The sequence below is a fragment of the Duganella sp. AC237 genome, from assembly GCF_979254035.1.
The window spans coordinates 6,238,448-6,253,478 of the sequence record NZ_CEEDEW010000003.1; the positions used below are offsets into that span (position 1 = coordinate 6,238,448).

Consider the following 15,031-nt stretch of genomic DNA (forward strand, 5'->3'; position numbering starts at 1 on the left):
CACTATAATCGTGGACGCGCCGCAATCCGGCGCTCCCGTTCACCCAACTTCAAAGCGAACTATCCATGCGTTTTGTCCTGCCTCTTTCCACCGCCATCGCCGCCGCGATCACCACCTTCGCGGCCCATGCGGCCAACGTAGCCACTCCCACACCGATCACGCTGGACCAGGCCATGGCCAATCCCGACTGGATCGGCAACCCGGTCGAATCGGCATGGTGGGGCTGGGACAGCCGCCAGGTCTACTTCAAGCAAAAACGCGCCGGCTCGCCGCTGCGCGACACTTTCCAGATCGCCGCCGGCGGTCCGAAGCTGGTGGACGACAAACAGCTGGCAAACCTCGACAGCGCCGACCCGGTCTACAACCGCGACCACACGCGCGCGATCTTGCTGCGCAACGGCGACCTGTTCGAACGTGACTTGAAAAGCGGCGCGCTGACACAAATCGTGCGCGGCACCTCCCCGGCCGCCGATCCGCAATACACCGCCGACGGCGCCGGCGTGCAGTTCCGCGTGGGCAGCGACTGGTTCAGCTGGAACCGCGCCGAGCGCCTGGTGTCGCCGGTGGCCGTGCTGCGCACCGCCAAGGACCCCGACGCCGCGCCGGAAGCCAGCGCGCGGCGCGACCTGCAACTGCGCCTGCTCTCGACCCTGGCGCGGCAAAAGGAGGAGCGCGACGCGTTGCGCGAGCGCCGCAACCAGGAACGCGGCGCCGACGCCACGCGCGCGCCGCAGCCGGTCTACCTGGGCGAGAAGGTCGTCATCGACACCAGCGCGCTGTCGCCGGACGGCCGCTACCTGCTGGTGGTCACCAGCGCCAAGGACGGCGACAAGCGCCGCGTCGGCAAGATGCCGAAGTACGTGACCGAATCGGGCTACGAGGAGACCGACGACGAGCGCAAACGTGTCAGCGACGAAGGCCCGCAGCCGCAGCAACTCAAACTGATCGAACTGGCCACGCGCAAGGTCACCGAGCTGTCGTTCGACGCCCTGCCCGGCATCAATGTCGATCCGCTGGCCGAAATGCGCGCCGCGCGCAAGCTCGATGCGCTCAAGGGCAATCGCGGCGTGCGCTTTGAAGGCCGCGACGAATCGATCCGCTGGAGCGACAACGGCAAGCAGGTGGCCGTGATGGCGCAGGCGATCGACAACAAGGACCGCTGGATCGCCACCGTCGACCTGGCGGGCGCCAAACTGCAACCGGTGCATCGTTTGAGCGACACGGCCTGGGTCAACAACCGCGGCAACGGCTTCGGCTGGCAACCGGACAACAGCACCTTGTGGTATCAGTCTGAGGAAAGCGGCTACGCCCACATCTACCTGCAGCCCGCCGCCGCGAACGGCGCAGCGCGCGCGCTGACCTCCGGCAAATGGGAAGCGAGCAACGTCGAATGGTCGGCCGACGGCAAGACCGCCTACTTCATGTGCAACCCCAAGCTGCCGGGCACCTACGAGGTGTGCTCCAGCGGCACCACGGGCGGCACAAGCAGCGGCGCGCCGAAGGAACTGACGTCGCTGGGCGGCGTGGAGAGCTTCACCTTGTCGCCGGACGGCCGCAAGCTGCTGGTGCGCTACTCGACCGCCTACATGCCGGCGCAAATCGCCACGGTGGACAGCAACGGCGGCGCCGCCAAACAACTGACCGACACCCGCAACGCCGACTACAAAGCGCGCCAGTGGATCACGCCGCAAATCGTCGCGGTGCCGTCGACGCACGGCGCCGATCCGGTATGGGCCAAGCTGTATCGCCCGGCCACCCTGGAGCCGGGCAAAAAATATCCGGTCGTGATGTTCGTGCACGGCGCCGGCTATCTGCAAAACGTCACGCAGCGCTTCCCGGTCTACTTCCGCGAGCAGATGTTCCACAACCTGCTGGTTGAAAAGGGCTACATCGTGCTGGACATGGACTACCGCGCATCGCTCGGCTACGGCCGCAACTGGCGCACCGCGATCTACCGCCAGATGGGCCATCCGGAACTGGAAGACTACATCGACGGCTTGAACTGGATGGTGGCCAACCACCAGGGCGACGCCAAAAATGTCGGCATCTACGGCGGCAGCTACGGCGGCTTCATGACCTTCATGGCGCTGCTGCGGGCGCCGGACCAGTTCAAGGCCGGCGCCGCGCTGCGTCCCGTCACCGACTGGACCACCTACAACCACGAGTACACCGCCAACATCCTCAATACGCCGGAGCTGGATCCGGAAGCGTACAAGGTGTCGTCGCCGATCGAATACGCCGACAAGCTCAAAGGCCACCTGCTGATCGCGCACGGCATGATCGACGATAACGTGTTTTATCAGGACTCGGTGCGCATGGCGCAGCGCTTCATCGAACTGAAAAAGGACAACTGGGAACTGGCTTCCTACCCGCTGGAGCGCCACGCCTACGTGCACGCCGAAAGCTGGTACGACCAATACCGCCGCATCTACCAGCTGTTTGAACGCACGCTTAAAAAGGAGTGACATTGAGCTAGCCGACGACGAAGGCCAGGCCGTCATCAAACCCCGGCGCTGGCGCATCATCGTCTCGCAGTAGTTCCCAACTTCAACTCCAGGGTCAGGTCCACCATTTCTACACGAGCTGAACGCTATCGGCTTTTACGGCCGAGGCCGTGTAGAAATGGTGGACCTGACCCCGGATTTTTACCACATCAAATCGTCGGGGATCTGGAACGCGGCGTATGGGTCGTCCTCGTCGACTTGCGTGCTGGATTTGTTCACCCGCACCACCAGCGAGGCGTCGCGCTCGGCGATCTTGTCGGCGATCACGCGCGGCACCAGCTCCACCGCGCCGTTCATCACCACGATCACCAGCCGGCCTGCGACCAGGTGCTCGCGCACCGCCGGCGAGACGAAGATGCGCTCGATCTTGGTGCCATGCGTGAAGTTGTAGGGGATGTCGCCCTTGCCCTTGTCCTGGCGGTTTTGCCGCACCATCTGCGCGATCTGCGCGACGATCGCCTTCTGGTTGGCGGCGGCGTCGCGCTGCGCGTTCGCTTCGCGCGCGCGCTCGGCGTTCTTGCGCTGCACTTCCAGCGCGGCGATGCGCGCTTCATCGACGGTCTGCTCGCCGGTGCGGCGTTCCACCTTCTTTTGCTTGCTCTTTTCCTGGTTGGCCAGTTTGACCTTGGTCTTGTCGACCAAACCGGCTTTCAAAAACTGCTCTTGTAACGAGACCATATCGGCTACTCCGTAAATAGGCTCCGCCGCCAGCGCTGCGGCACCGGAACGGGGAAAGACGCTAGCATAGCAAATATGCCGGGGCCACCGACCTTTTCGCCACGGCCCGATACGTCCTTCAGGAGAATCAGATGGTCAACCCCAAAAAAGTCGCCTTCGCGCTGGCCGGCCTGCTGGCCCTGCCCGGCGCGTCGGCCAAGGCGCCGCTGGAACACTATGGCATGTGCGACGCTTCGGCCGGCATCGCCGTCGACGACGAACATTTCGTCGTCGCCAACGACGAGGACAACATCCTGCGCATCTATCGCAGCGACCGCTCCGGCGCGCCGGTACAAACCTTCGACCTGTCGGACCAGCTGCGCGTCCCCGGCGCGAAACAAGGCGACAAGCAGCGCGAGGCCGACATCGAAGGCGCGGCCCTGATCGGCCGCCGGATCTACTGGATCGCCTCGCACGGCGCCAACAAGAAGGCGCGCGCGCGGCCGGAACGGCGCCAGCTCTTCGCCACCGACATCGGCGGCAAGGGCGACGACCTGACTTTGACGGTCGCCGGCAAACCCTTCACCGACCTGCTCGACGCCATCGCCGGGTATCGGCCGTTCGAAAAATACCGGCTGCACGAAGCGGCGCAAATCTCGCCCGAGGATGACGGCGGCCTGAATATCGAAGGCCTGGCGGCGACGCCCGAGGGCTATCTCTTGATCGGCCTGCGCAGCCCCGTGGTCGACGGCAAGGCGCTGATACTGACATTGAAAAATCCGAACGAGGTGCTGGCGATCGGCGCGGCGGCCAAGGCGCCGGTGTTCGGGCCGCCCATCGAACTGGCGCTCGACGGCCTGGGCATCCGCAGCATCGACTACGCCGACAAGCTCAAGGCGTTTCTGATCGTCGCCGGGCCGCAGGATTCCGAGGGCGTCTTCAAACTTTACAAGTGGTCGGCCGGCACGCTGCCAACCGCGCTGGCGACCAGCATCGGCAAAGGCCTGAGGCCCGAAGGCCTGTTCTCGCTGGCCGACGGCAAATCGTTCCAGCTGTTGAGCGACGACGGCGACGAAAAGACCGGCGGCGTGCCGTGCAAGGAGGCGCCGCCGGAAAAGCGCAAGTTCCGCAGCGTCACCGTCAGCCTCTAAACGCTACTCCGTGGCCAGCCGCTTGGCCAGGCGGTACAGGTATTCCTGGCCGTCGTACAGCGACTTGACGCGGATATGCTCATTGAGGCCATGCGCGCCCGAGCCCTCCGGCCCGTGGAACATGCCGCTGACGCCATAGGTCCAGATGCCGGCGTTGTTGAGGAAGCGGCCGTCGGTGCCGCCGGTCGCCATCGTCGGTATCACGGGCACGCCCGGCCACATGTCGTTGCTGATCTCCTCGACCGCCTTCATCAGGGCAGGCGTCAGCGGCGGCATCGGACTGGCCACGCCTTCGCCGATGCGGGTGATCTTGATCTTATCGTCGGCCAGCACGCGCTGCAGGGTGGCCTGCACCTCGTCGATCGGCTCGCCCGGCAGGATGCGGCAATTGACGGTTGCACGGGCGCGCTGTGGCAAGGCGTTGTCGGCGTGGCCGGCGTCGACCCGGGTCGCGACGCAGGTGGTGCGCACGGTGGAATTGTGGCCCGGATGCACCGCGTACAGGCGCTCCAGCGCCGCCGCGTCGGGCGGATCGCTCAGGATCGCCTTCATGTCGGCGCCGACCTGGCCCTTCTCGATGGTCGACATGCGTTCATAGTAAGCGCGCGTGACGTTGGACAGCTTGAACGGGAACGAGAATTGTCCCAGGCGCGACAAGCCGTCGGCCAAATGGTAGATGGCGTTGTCGCGGTACGGCGCCGAGCTGTGGCCGCCCGGATTGGTGACCTCCAGCTGGAAGCTCTGATACACCTTCTCGCCGGCCTGGATGCCGTGACGGACCGGCGTGCCGTCCTTGTCCAGCATGCCGCCACCGCCCTCGTTGAGCGCCAGCTCGGCGTCGATCAACGGGCGGTGGTGCGTGAGCAGGTATTCGACGCCGTCGAATTTGCTCGGCACCTTCTCCTCGTCGCAGGTCAGCGCCATGACCAGGTCGCGCTTGAAGGCCGGCTTTTCCTTTTTGTAGCGGATCATGTTGGCGACGAAGGCCGCCGCCATCGCCTTGTCGTCGGAGGCGCCGCGCGCGTAAAACATGCCATCCTCTTCGACCAGCTTGAACGGATCGCGGGTCCAGTCCTCGCGCTTGGCCTCGACCACGTCGACGTGGGCCAGCAACAGCAAGGGCCTGGCGCTGCCGTCGCCCTTCAGGCGCGCGACCAGGTTGCCCTTGGCCGGCCCGCCCGGCGGCACGACGATGCGCAGATCGGCGTCCTTGTAGCCGGCCGCCTTGAGGCGCTTGGCCACCTTCGTCACGGCCACGGTGCATGAGCCGACCGAGTCCGTGGTGTTGGTCTCGACCAGCTCCTGATAAATCTCGCGCAGTTGCTTTTGCACCGTCGACAGCTCCGCCGCCTGCGCCGCACCCGTTACCGTGATTGCTAATCCCGCCGTCGCCAACAACCATGCCGCTCGTCTCATACCGCTCCCGTCCAGTGGATTGCAAAATAGATAGCTCAGCAATGAAATTTATACCCCGACATTACTAGTGTCAAGAAAAGTATCCGACGTTCAAGGCTGCGCCGAGGTGCGATTTTCTTGTCCATACTTGTTGTCAGTTCGACTATTCACCAACGCTATGACTACCACCAACAACGCGCCTCCGTCCGGACACCTGGAGTTATGGGGAGGCCTGGAAGCGACCGTCAACCGGGTACGCGACAACTACTTCAGCCAGATGGAACAAAACGGCCACGACGCCAGAATTAGCGACCTCGACCGCTTCGCGTCGCTCGGCATCACCGCCCTGCGCTATCCGGTGCTGTGGGAGCTGGTCGCGCCGGACGGTCTCGACAAGGCCGACTGGTCGTGGACGGACGAGCGCCTGCCGGCGCTGCGCAGCCTCGGCATCGCTCCCATCGCCGGCCTGGTCCACCACGGCAGCGGCCCGCGCGACACCAGCCTGCTCGATCCGGCCTTCCCGGAGAAGCTGGCCGCCTACGCCGGCGCCGTCGCCCGCCGCTATCCGTGGCTTGAGCACTACACGCCCGTCAACGAACCGTGCACCACCGCGCGCTTCTGCGCCCTGTACGGGCTGTGGTATCCGCACGAACGCAGCGACCGCGCCTTCGTGCGTGCGCTGCTGAACCAATGCAAGGGCACGGTGCTGGCGATGCAGGCGATCCGCGCCGTCAACCCGCGCGCCCGGCTGATCCAGACCGACGACCTCGGCAAAACCTACAGCACGCCGGAGATGGCATGGCAGGCCGAGTTCTACAACGAGCGCCGCTGGCTGCCGTGGGACCTGCTGTGCGGCATGGTCGGACCGGAGCACGCACTGTGGGACTATCTGCGGGAAAGCGGCGCCTCCGCAGACGAGCTGCAATGGTTCCGGGACAACCAATGCCCGCCGGACGTCCTCGGCATCAATTACTACATCACCAGCGAGCGCTGGCTCGACCATCGGGCCGAGCACTACCCGCCGCAGGACGTCGGCCCGGACGGCTACGCCGACGTCGTCGCCGCCCGCGTGCTGGAAACGCCGCGACCCGGCATCGGCCCGCTGCTGCAGGAGGCGTGGGAGCGCTACGGCCTGCCGCTGGCCGTCACCGAGGCCCATATCGACGCCAACCGCGAAGACCAGCTGCGCTGGCTGCTGGAGATCTGGCAGGCCGCGCAGCAAGTGCGACGGGACGGCGTCGACATGCGCGCCGTCACCGTCTGGTCGCTGCTCGGCTCGTTCGACTGGAACTGCCTGGTCACTGAGCGCAAGGGCTATTACGAAAATGGCCCCTACGACCTGCGCGGCCCCGAACCGAGGCCGACCGCGCTAGCCACCTTGATGCGCGAGCTGGCGACCGGGCGCACACCGTCGAGCCCGGTGCTGCAGGGGCTGGGCTGGTGGCGCCGGCCGCAGCGCCTGGTGTGTCCGCCGATGCCGTTCGGGCCGGCGGTGGTGGCGGAACTGGTCACGCCCGCCGAGCCGGGACGGCCGATCCTCATCAGCGGCGCCAGCGGCACCCTGGGCGGCGCCTTCGCCCGCCTGTGCGCCGAGCGCCACCTGGCCTGCCACGTGCTCACGCGGCAGGAAATGGACATCGCCGACCCCGCCTCGGTGGACGCCGCCATCCGCCGCTACCGGCCGTGGGCCATCGTCAACGCCGGCGGCTATGTCCGCGTGCAGCGGGCCGAGCAGGACGCCGAACGCTGCCTGCGCGAAAACGCCCAGGGGCCGGTGATCCTGGCGACCGCCTGCGCCCGCCACGCGATCGAGCTGCTGAGTTTTTCCAGCGACCTGGTGTTCGACGGCAGCAAGGGCAGCCCGTACGTGGAAAGCGACCCGGTCGCCCCGCTCAACGTATACGGCCAGAGCAAGGCCGAGGCCGAGCAGCGCGTGCTGGCGGTCCACCCGCGCGCGCTGATGGTGCGTACCAGCGCCTTCTTCGGCCCGTGGGACCGGCACAATTTCGTCACGCGGGCGCTACGGACCTTGGCGGCCGGCCAGCCGTTCACCGCCGCGAGCGACCTGATCGTCTCGCCGACGTACGTGCCGGACCTGGTCGACACCTGCCTCGACCTGCTGATCGACGGCGAGGCCGGTATCTGGCATCTGAGCAGCGGCAGCGCGTTGAGCTGGGCGGAACTGGCGCAGCGGGCAGCCGCCTTGGCCGGGGTGTCGACCGAGCGGCTACTGGCGCGGCCCGCCACCGCGCTGGACATGGGCGCCGTCCAACCGCTGTTCAGTGCGCTGGGCAGCGAACGGGGCCAGCTGATGCCGCCGCTGGACGACGCGCTGGGGCGCTATCTGGCGGCGCTGGACGGGGGGCTTGGCGAATCCAGGCAGGACTGCTACAATAGCGCGCCTTGGCCTGGTAGCTCAGTTGGTAGAGCAGAGGATTGAAAATCCTTGTGTCGGTGGTTCGATTCCGCCCCGGGCCACCAAGAACATACCTCACGAAACGCCAACCCATACGGGTTGGCGTTTTTGTTTACGGCATCCACAGTCCTTGTGTCCGGTCTATTTCCGGATTGCGGACCACATCAAAATTCGCCCTCAATCCCCCCGCCTTTTCTCTCAACCGACCTCGTATATCGCCGATTTCTAGGATGGCCCCCTTCCAAATGTTGCCCCGAAACGCGAGATTTCCGACATTACCTTGCGCAATGCCAAGGCGACGACCAAGCCAAGCAATAGATAGCACCATCACATCGAACACTCGATTACCGCACGTCACGGTGATAAAATACAATCTTTACTATTTAAATCGACTTAATACGACTTGAACCCATTATGTCGAAATGCAACCATGACTTCTGAGCCTTGGGTGTCTGTCGAACAGATTGCCCAGCATCTGGGCGTGACGCGAGATTCAATCTACCGCTGGATTGACCGCAAGGGCCTACCCGCACACCGCGTCGGACGGTTGTGGAAGTTCCAGGTGTCTGAGGTGGATGACTGGGTACGGGTGGGTGGCGCTGACGAAGAAAAAGAGCATCAGTAACAGGGAGTGCACGGCATGGACAAATACCAGCTCAGTGAGCGCGATATCTGCACCAAGTTCATTACCCCTGCCATTGTGCAGGCGGGCTGGCAGCAGCATCAGTTTCGCGAGGAAGTAAATCTCACCGACGGTCGTGTCATGGTGCGAGGCAAGCTAGCTGCACGTATCAAGAATCCAGATGCCAAAGGCGGCCCCAAGCGTGCCGATTTTGTGCTCTACGCCAGACCGAATATTCCAATTGCGGTAGTCGAGGCCAAGCAAGCCAAGTTCTCCGTGGGGCATGGCATGCAGCAGGCCTTGGCCTATGCCGAAATGTTGGATGCCCCCTTTGCCATCAGCAGCAATGGCGATGGCTTCCTGATTCACGACCGCACGGGCATCACTCAACCTGTCGAGCGAGAGTTACAGCTCAGCGAATTTCCGTCATTGGACTATCTTTGGCCGCTTTACCAACAGTGGAAAGGTCTGGCGGCACCCGAAGCCGTCAAACTCATCGAGCAACCGTTCTACACTGACGGTAGTGGCCGTGAGCCGCGCTACTACCAGCGCGTGGCTATTAACCGGTCCGTCGAAGCTATCGCCAAAGGTCAGCAACGTGTGCTGTTGGTCATGGCCACTGGCACCGGCAAGACTTACACCGCCTTCCAGATCATCTGGCGTATGTGGAAAGCCAAGGCAAAAAAGCGCATTTTGTTTTTGGCCGACCGCAACATCCTCGTCGACCAAACCATGCAGCAAGACTTCGCCCCCTTCGGCGAGGTAATGCATAAGGTCAGCAATCGTGAAATCAAGAAGAACTACGAGATCTACCTGGCCCTTTATCAGGCAGTCACCGGCAACGAAGAATGGAAGCAAGTCTACAAACAGTTCCCAGCAGATTTCTTCGATCTGGTTGTCGTCGATGAGTGCCACCGAGGCAGTGCAGCAGATAATTCTGCCTGGCGCGACGTACTCGAATACTTCAGCAGCGCCACACACATTGGCCTGACAGCCACACCGAAAGAGACCAAAGAAGTCAGCAACGCCACTTACTTTGGCGATCCTATTTACACCTATTCGCTCAAACAAGGCATCGAAGACGGCTTCCTCGCCCCCTACAAGGTCATTCGCATCGCGACCGATGTCGATGCCGTGGGCTACACACCCGAAAAAGGCAAGGTCGACAAACTTGGCCAGACGATTGAGCAACGCCAGTACAACACCAAGGATTTCGACCGCAGCCTGGTGTTGGAAAAGCGCACCAAGCTCGTCGCCAGCAAGGTTTGGGAATACCTCCAAGCTACCGACCCGCTGGCCAAAACCATCGTCTTTTGCGACGATCAGGACCATGCAGAACGCATGCGGCAAGAGTTGGTGAAGCTCATCCCCGCCGCCGCCAGCAATCGCCGCTACGTGATGCGCATCACCGGCGACGACAATGAAGGCAAGGCGCAGCTCTCCTACTTCATTGACAACGACGAGCCGTACCCAGTAATTGCCACCACCTCCAAGCTGCTGACCACTGGGGTCGATGCCAAGACTTGCAAGCTCATCGTGTTAGACCAAAACATCAACTCGATGACTGAATTTAAGCAGATCATTGGCCGTGGCACGCGCCTGCGTGAGGATTATCAAAAGCTGTACTTCAGCATCATGGACTTCAAAGGAGCCACGCGCCTTTTCGCCGATCCTGATTTCGATGGCGAACCGGTGGTGATCTACGAACCCAAGCCAGATGAACCTGTGGTGCCTCCAGAAGACACGAACCCACCGGGTGTTAGCGAACCTGAGCCGCCACCGTATGGCCCTCGCGCGAACGGTGGCGAAGACGACGGTGGCAATACTGGCGGTGGAGGTGGCGGCGACGTCCGCACCAAATACGTGATCGACGACGTCAACGTGCGCGTGGCTGTTGAGCGCTCACAATACCTGGATGCCGACGGCAAGCTCATTACTGAGGACTACCGCGTTTTGCTTAAGGATGACATCAAGAAAGCGCTGCAAGCCGAGTTCGGCACTATGGTCGATTTCCTGCGCCGTTGGAATAGTGCTGAGCGCAAGCAGGCTGTACTGGAAGAACTCGCCGAGCACGGCGTGCCGCTCGAAATATTGCAGCAGGCCGTGGCCAACGGCAGCGAACTCGATGCCTTCGATCTTGTCGCCCACGTGGCCTTCGACCAGAAACCGCTCACCCGCCGCGAGCGCGCCAACAACGTCAAAAAGCGTGATGTGTTCGGCAAATACGGCGAGCAAGCCCGCGCCGTGCTTGAAGCCCTGCTAGACAAGTTCGCCGACCACGGCGTTCAAGACATTGAAGACGCCAAAGTGCTAGAACTACCGCCGTTTGATCAATTCGGCAGCAAAACCCAAATCCGGCGCGGCATCTTCGGCAGCGTCGAACAATACACCCAAGCTGTACACGAGCTTGAAAAAGCGCTCTACGATCTACCTGAACAGAAGCAGGCTTGAGCATCGCTCAAGCCGAACAATACGAGAAGAATTCAATGAATCTAAGCAGCACTATAAAATCCATCCAGGACATCATGCGCAAGGACGATGGCGTCGACGGTGATGCCCAACGCCTCGGCCAGCTTACCTGGATGCTCTTCCTCAAAGTATTCGACCAGCGCGAGGAAGAATGGGAAGACGACAACGCTGCCTATCAATCGCCTTTGCCCGAGCGCTTCCGCTGGCGCAACTGGGCGGCCTACAAGGCGGATGCCGAAGGCAAGAAGAAACCGCAAATCGCGGGCAGCGAGCTGGTCAGTTTCGTCAACAACGAACTATTCCCAACGCTCAAAGACCAGATCGACGCAAGCCAAAGCCCGCAGCACAAGGTCATCAAACAGGTTTTTGAGGACGCGAACAACTACATGAAATCCGGCCCACAGATGCTGGCCGTGATCGAAAAGCTGGAAGATGCCATCAACTTCCACGACTTCAAAACGCGCGCCAGCCTGGGCGATGTGTATGAGCAAATGCTTAACGACCTGCGGGGCGCAGGCAACGCCGGTGAGTTCTACACCCCACGCGCAATCACCGCCTTCATGGCAACCCAAGTTAACCCGCGCTTGGACAAGCGCGAAACCGTGATGGACCCGGCCTGCGGCACTGGCGGTTTCTTAACAGCCGCTATCGACCACTTCCGCAACCAACTCAGTACCAAATCCAGCGCTGAAGATAAGCGCGCCATTGAAGAGCTGATCCACGGCATCGAGAAAAAGCAGCTGCCTCATTTACTGTGCACCACCAACATGCTGTTGCACGGCATCGACGTACCGAGCCAGATCGAGCACCGCAACACCCTCGGCATCGGCTGGAACGAATGGAGCGCTAACGACAAGGTCGACTGCATCATCACCAACCCGCCGTTTGGTGGATATGAAGATGATGGCGTCGGCAGTGACTACCCAACCAATCTGCGCACCCGCGAAACCGCAGACATGTTCATGGCGCTCATCATTAAGAAGCTGCTGAAAGAAAACGGCCGCGCTGCCGTGGTGCTGCCCGATGGATTTTTGTTCGGTGATGGCATCAAGGGCACTTTGAAAGAACTGTTGCTGCGCGACTGCAAGCTGCACACCATCATCCGCCTGCCCAAGGGTGTGTTCGCACCGTACACCACCATCAAAACCAACCTGCTGTTCTTCACAAAAGGCACAACGGTGGGCGACGGCACCGAGCACTTCCACACCGATACCATTTGGTTTTACGAACACCCTTACCCGGCGAGCTACAAGAGCTACTCCAAAACCAAGCCCATCCGCCTTGAAGAGTTCAAGCAAGAGCAGGAATGGTGGGGCAGTGAAGCCAACGACTTTTCCGATCGTATCGAAAACAAATTCGCCTGGAAAGTCGATTTCAAAACTAAACGCGAGCAAGCCGATGCCGCCGCAAAACCACACTGGCAACGCGCCGAAGACCTGAACAATCAGGCGACCGCACTGGAAGGCGAGGCCGCTGATCTGCGCAAGAGCCTGGTTGGCACTACCAATGCCACCTATCGCGAAAAAATCGACACACGGATTATCGAACTGCGCACCAAAGCTGAACCGCTGCGCCTGCAAGCACGTGATGCCCAGGCGGCGGGCGACCGTATCTACTGGCCGATCTTTAACCTAGACATTAAGAACCCCAACGCACCGGAAGAGGAAACCCACGATCCGGATGTGCTGCTAGAGAAATACAAAAAGCTGCTGGGCGAAATCGAAGAAACCGAAAACCAGCTCAAAAGTGAACTGGCCACTGCATTGGCGCATCACTTTGTCGGCGAGGACGCCTGATGGACGCGCAGCAGTTTTTGGCCGAGTTTGGGCATATTGCGAACGCGCCGGGCGGCGTGGCGCGGTTGCGGGAACTAATTCTTCAATTGGCTATTAGGGGCGATCTGATAGCTACATCCGAGAATGCTACCAATGCCCGAGCTCTGCTCTTGGAAATTAACAGATTTCGCACGGAACTGGTTAGCGCTGGGAAACTTCGCAGATCAACGCCGCAGCCTGAGATTGAAGATTCTGAGCTTCTGTTCTCCATCCCGAAAAACTGGGCCTTTGAACGTTTAGGTAACGTTTGTGAAATTGTCCGAGGCGTCACATTTCCATCGTCTCGAAAGCAGACTAGTCGATCTTCCGGCACGGTAGCTTGTCTCCGCACTAGCAATGTTCAGGCTGAAATAGACTGGGATGATTTGATTTTCATCGAACCGGAAATGGTTGGCAGGGAAGATCAATGGGTCGAAAAGGGCGACACCATGATCTCAATGGCAAATAGCTATGAACTCGTTGGCAAAGTGGCGCTAGTGAGAGAAGTCAAAGAGCGTGCGACGTTCGGTGGATTCATCGCTGCGGTGCGTCCGCACGTCCTGGAGCCTAACTACCTCTATCTCGTGCTGCGCAGCCCATACATGCAGACGAGGATGCGCGCCACTGCTAGCCAGACAACAAATATTGCAAATATTTCACTCAGCGGAATGCGGCCAATCCCAACGCCGATTCCTCCGAAGGAGGAACAAATCCGCATTGTCGCTAAAGTTGATGAGCTGATGGCCTTGTGTGACGCGCTTGCGGCACAGCAACAGGCCCGCCGCAAACTGCAAAACAACCTGCGCCAATCCACCCTACAAGCCATCGCCAGCGCTACCAGCCCGCTTGAATTGCAAACCACTTGGGCACGCTTGTCCAACAACTTCGAGTGCCTGTTTCATGCGGGAGAGGATGTTATTGCGTTCAAGGGTTTGATTCTTGATTTAGCCGTGTCTGGCAAGTTACTGAACATCAAACATCGTCACGCTGAAACTGGTTCCGGTTTGCTCGAAGTAATTGCAGCGAAGCGCGTTGAATGGTCAAGGGAGTCAGTGGAGCAGGAGCAAAAAGAAGCATTGGCGATGCTGAAGAAGCTCCGTACTCAACAAGTACCTATTCCCGACGCCGTAATACCCGAACATTGGGCCTGGGCGTCACTGCTGCAAGTGTCACAAGCCGTTGTTGATTGTCACAATAAGACCGCGCCATACGTCAGCGAAGGCATCCATCTCGTTCGTACGACTGACATTCGTAATGGCCGGATGGATTTGTCCAGTACAAGGAAGATTACAGAAGAAACTTATGCCTATTGGGCTAGGCGTATGCCGCCGAAAGGAGGCGACATCTTCTTCACGCGTGAGGCCCCGATGGGAGAGGCTGCCATTGTCCCTGACGGCGAAAAAGTGTGCCTCGGACAACGCTCAATGCTGATCCGACTCTTTCCCGAGTTATTCAGTAATCGCTTTCTCCTATGCGTAATTCAGAGCCCAAGTTTTCAAGCCAGAATGATCGAAGTTGCCATTGGCATGACCGTCAAACATCTGCGGGTAGGTGGCGTCGAAGATCTGGCTATTCCGGTTCCTCCCAAGGCCGAGCAAGAACAAATTGTCACCATAGTTAACGAGCTTTTTCGCATATGCGACCACTACGCGGATCAACTTTCCCGAAAGCAGCGCATTGCAGCCAATCTTTCTGCCAGCGCCATGTCCAGCCTCACCGGCATCGCCATCGAACAAGAAGAGGAACTCATGAAAACCCCACAAACCGAACTAATTGCCCCAGTGCGCTTGGGTAGCGCACCCGATATCAAGGCCCAAGCTGCACTGGCCACTATCTTGGCTCGACACAACGGAGAAATGAGCGCCAAAGATTTGTGGCAACGTTTCGGTGGCGAAATCGACGCGTTTTACGCGCAGCTCAAAACCGAAGTGGCCCATGGTTGGATTCTGGAGCCTACTGTTGCCGAAATGCGCGAGCAGCCAACCAATGCGGTGAGCGCCTGA

At 60.8% G+C, this 15,031-nt stretch carries 9 protein-coding genes and 1 tRNA gene; 8 read left to right on the forward strand and 2 right to left on the reverse strand.

From position 1 onward, the window contains the following. The first annotated feature begins 65 nt into the window (after positions 1 to 65). The gene (locus tag AC0IYS_RS27630) at positions 66 to 2,465 is read left to right on the forward strand and encodes a S9 family peptidase (protein ID WP_471708175.1); all 2,400 of its coding nucleotides are present in this window, start codon (positions 66 to 68) and stop codon (positions 2,463 to 2,465) included. 180 nt (positions 2,466 to 2,645) lie between these two features. On the opposite strand, the gene AC0IYS_RS27635 is transcribed toward AC0IYS_RS27630, so the two are convergent. After that, entirely contained in the window at positions 2,646 to 3,182 is a 537-nt protein-coding gene (locus AC0IYS_RS27635; RefSeq protein WP_471708176.1) for a DUF2058 domain-containing protein, read from the reverse strand. A 131-nt stretch (positions 3,183 to 3,313) separates the two neighbouring features. On the opposite strand from AC0IYS_RS27635, the gene AC0IYS_RS27640 reads away from it, so the two are divergent. Then, positions 3,314 to 4,312: a DUF3616 domain-containing protein gene (locus AC0IYS_RS27640; protein ID WP_471708177.1), complete on the forward strand. Its 999-nt coding sequence runs from the start codon at positions 3,314 to 3,316 to the stop codon at positions 4,310 to 4,312. Between the two features lie 3 nt (positions 4,313 to 4,315). On the opposite strand, the gene AC0IYS_RS27645 is transcribed toward AC0IYS_RS27640, so the two are convergent. Continuing rightward, positions 4,316 to 5,728, reverse strand: coding sequence for a M20/M25/M40 family metallo-hydrolase (locus tag AC0IYS_RS27645; protein ID WP_471708178.1), 1,413 nt, complete (start codon positions 5,726 to 5,728; stop codon positions 4,316 to 4,318). A gap of 157 nt (positions 5,729 to 5,885) precedes the next feature. Here AC0IYS_RS27645 and AC0IYS_RS27650 point away from each other — a divergent pair, with 157 nt between their 5' ends. The 6 genes from AC0IYS_RS27650 (at position 5,886) to AC0IYS_RS27675 (ending at position 15,031) form a co-directional block, all read left to right on the forward strand. After that, positions 5,886 to 8,147, forward strand: coding sequence for a family 1 glycosylhydrolase (locus AC0IYS_RS27650; RefSeq protein ID WP_471708179.1), 2,262 nt, complete (start codon positions 5,886 to 5,888; stop codon positions 8,145 to 8,147). Continuing rightward, positions 8,113 to 8,188, forward strand: a tRNA-Phe gene (locus AC0IYS_RS27655). Before AC0IYS_RS27650 ends, AC0IYS_RS27655 begins: the two co-directional genes overlap by 35 nt. A gap of 338 nt (positions 8,189 to 8,526) precedes the next feature. Beyond that, the gene (locus AC0IYS_RS27660; RefSeq protein WP_471708180.1) at positions 8,527 to 8,748 is read left to right on the forward strand and encodes a helix-turn-helix domain-containing protein; all 222 of its coding nucleotides are present in this window, start codon (positions 8,527 to 8,529) and stop codon (positions 8,746 to 8,748) included. Positions 8,749 to 8,763: 15 nt separating this feature from the next. Beyond that, positions 8,764 to 11,196: an EcoAI/FtnUII family type I restriction enzme subunit R gene (hsdR, locus tag AC0IYS_RS27665; RefSeq protein WP_471708181.1), complete on the forward strand. Its 2,433-nt coding sequence runs from the start codon at positions 8,764 to 8,766 to the stop codon at positions 11,194 to 11,196. Next, positions 11,193 to 13,010, forward strand: a complete 1,818-nt coding sequence (locus AC0IYS_RS27670; RefSeq protein ID WP_471708182.1) for a class I SAM-dependent DNA methyltransferase — start codon at positions 11,193 to 11,195, stop codon at positions 13,008 to 13,010. The genes hsdR and AC0IYS_RS27670 overlap by 4 nt, the downstream gene beginning before the upstream one ends. After that, positions 13,010 to 15,031 (forward strand): restriction endonuclease subunit S, encoded by a 2,022-nt coding sequence (locus AC0IYS_RS27675; protein WP_471708183.1) that lies wholly within the window; start codon positions 13,010 to 13,012, stop codon positions 15,029 to 15,031. Before AC0IYS_RS27670 ends, AC0IYS_RS27675 begins: the two co-directional genes overlap by 1 nt.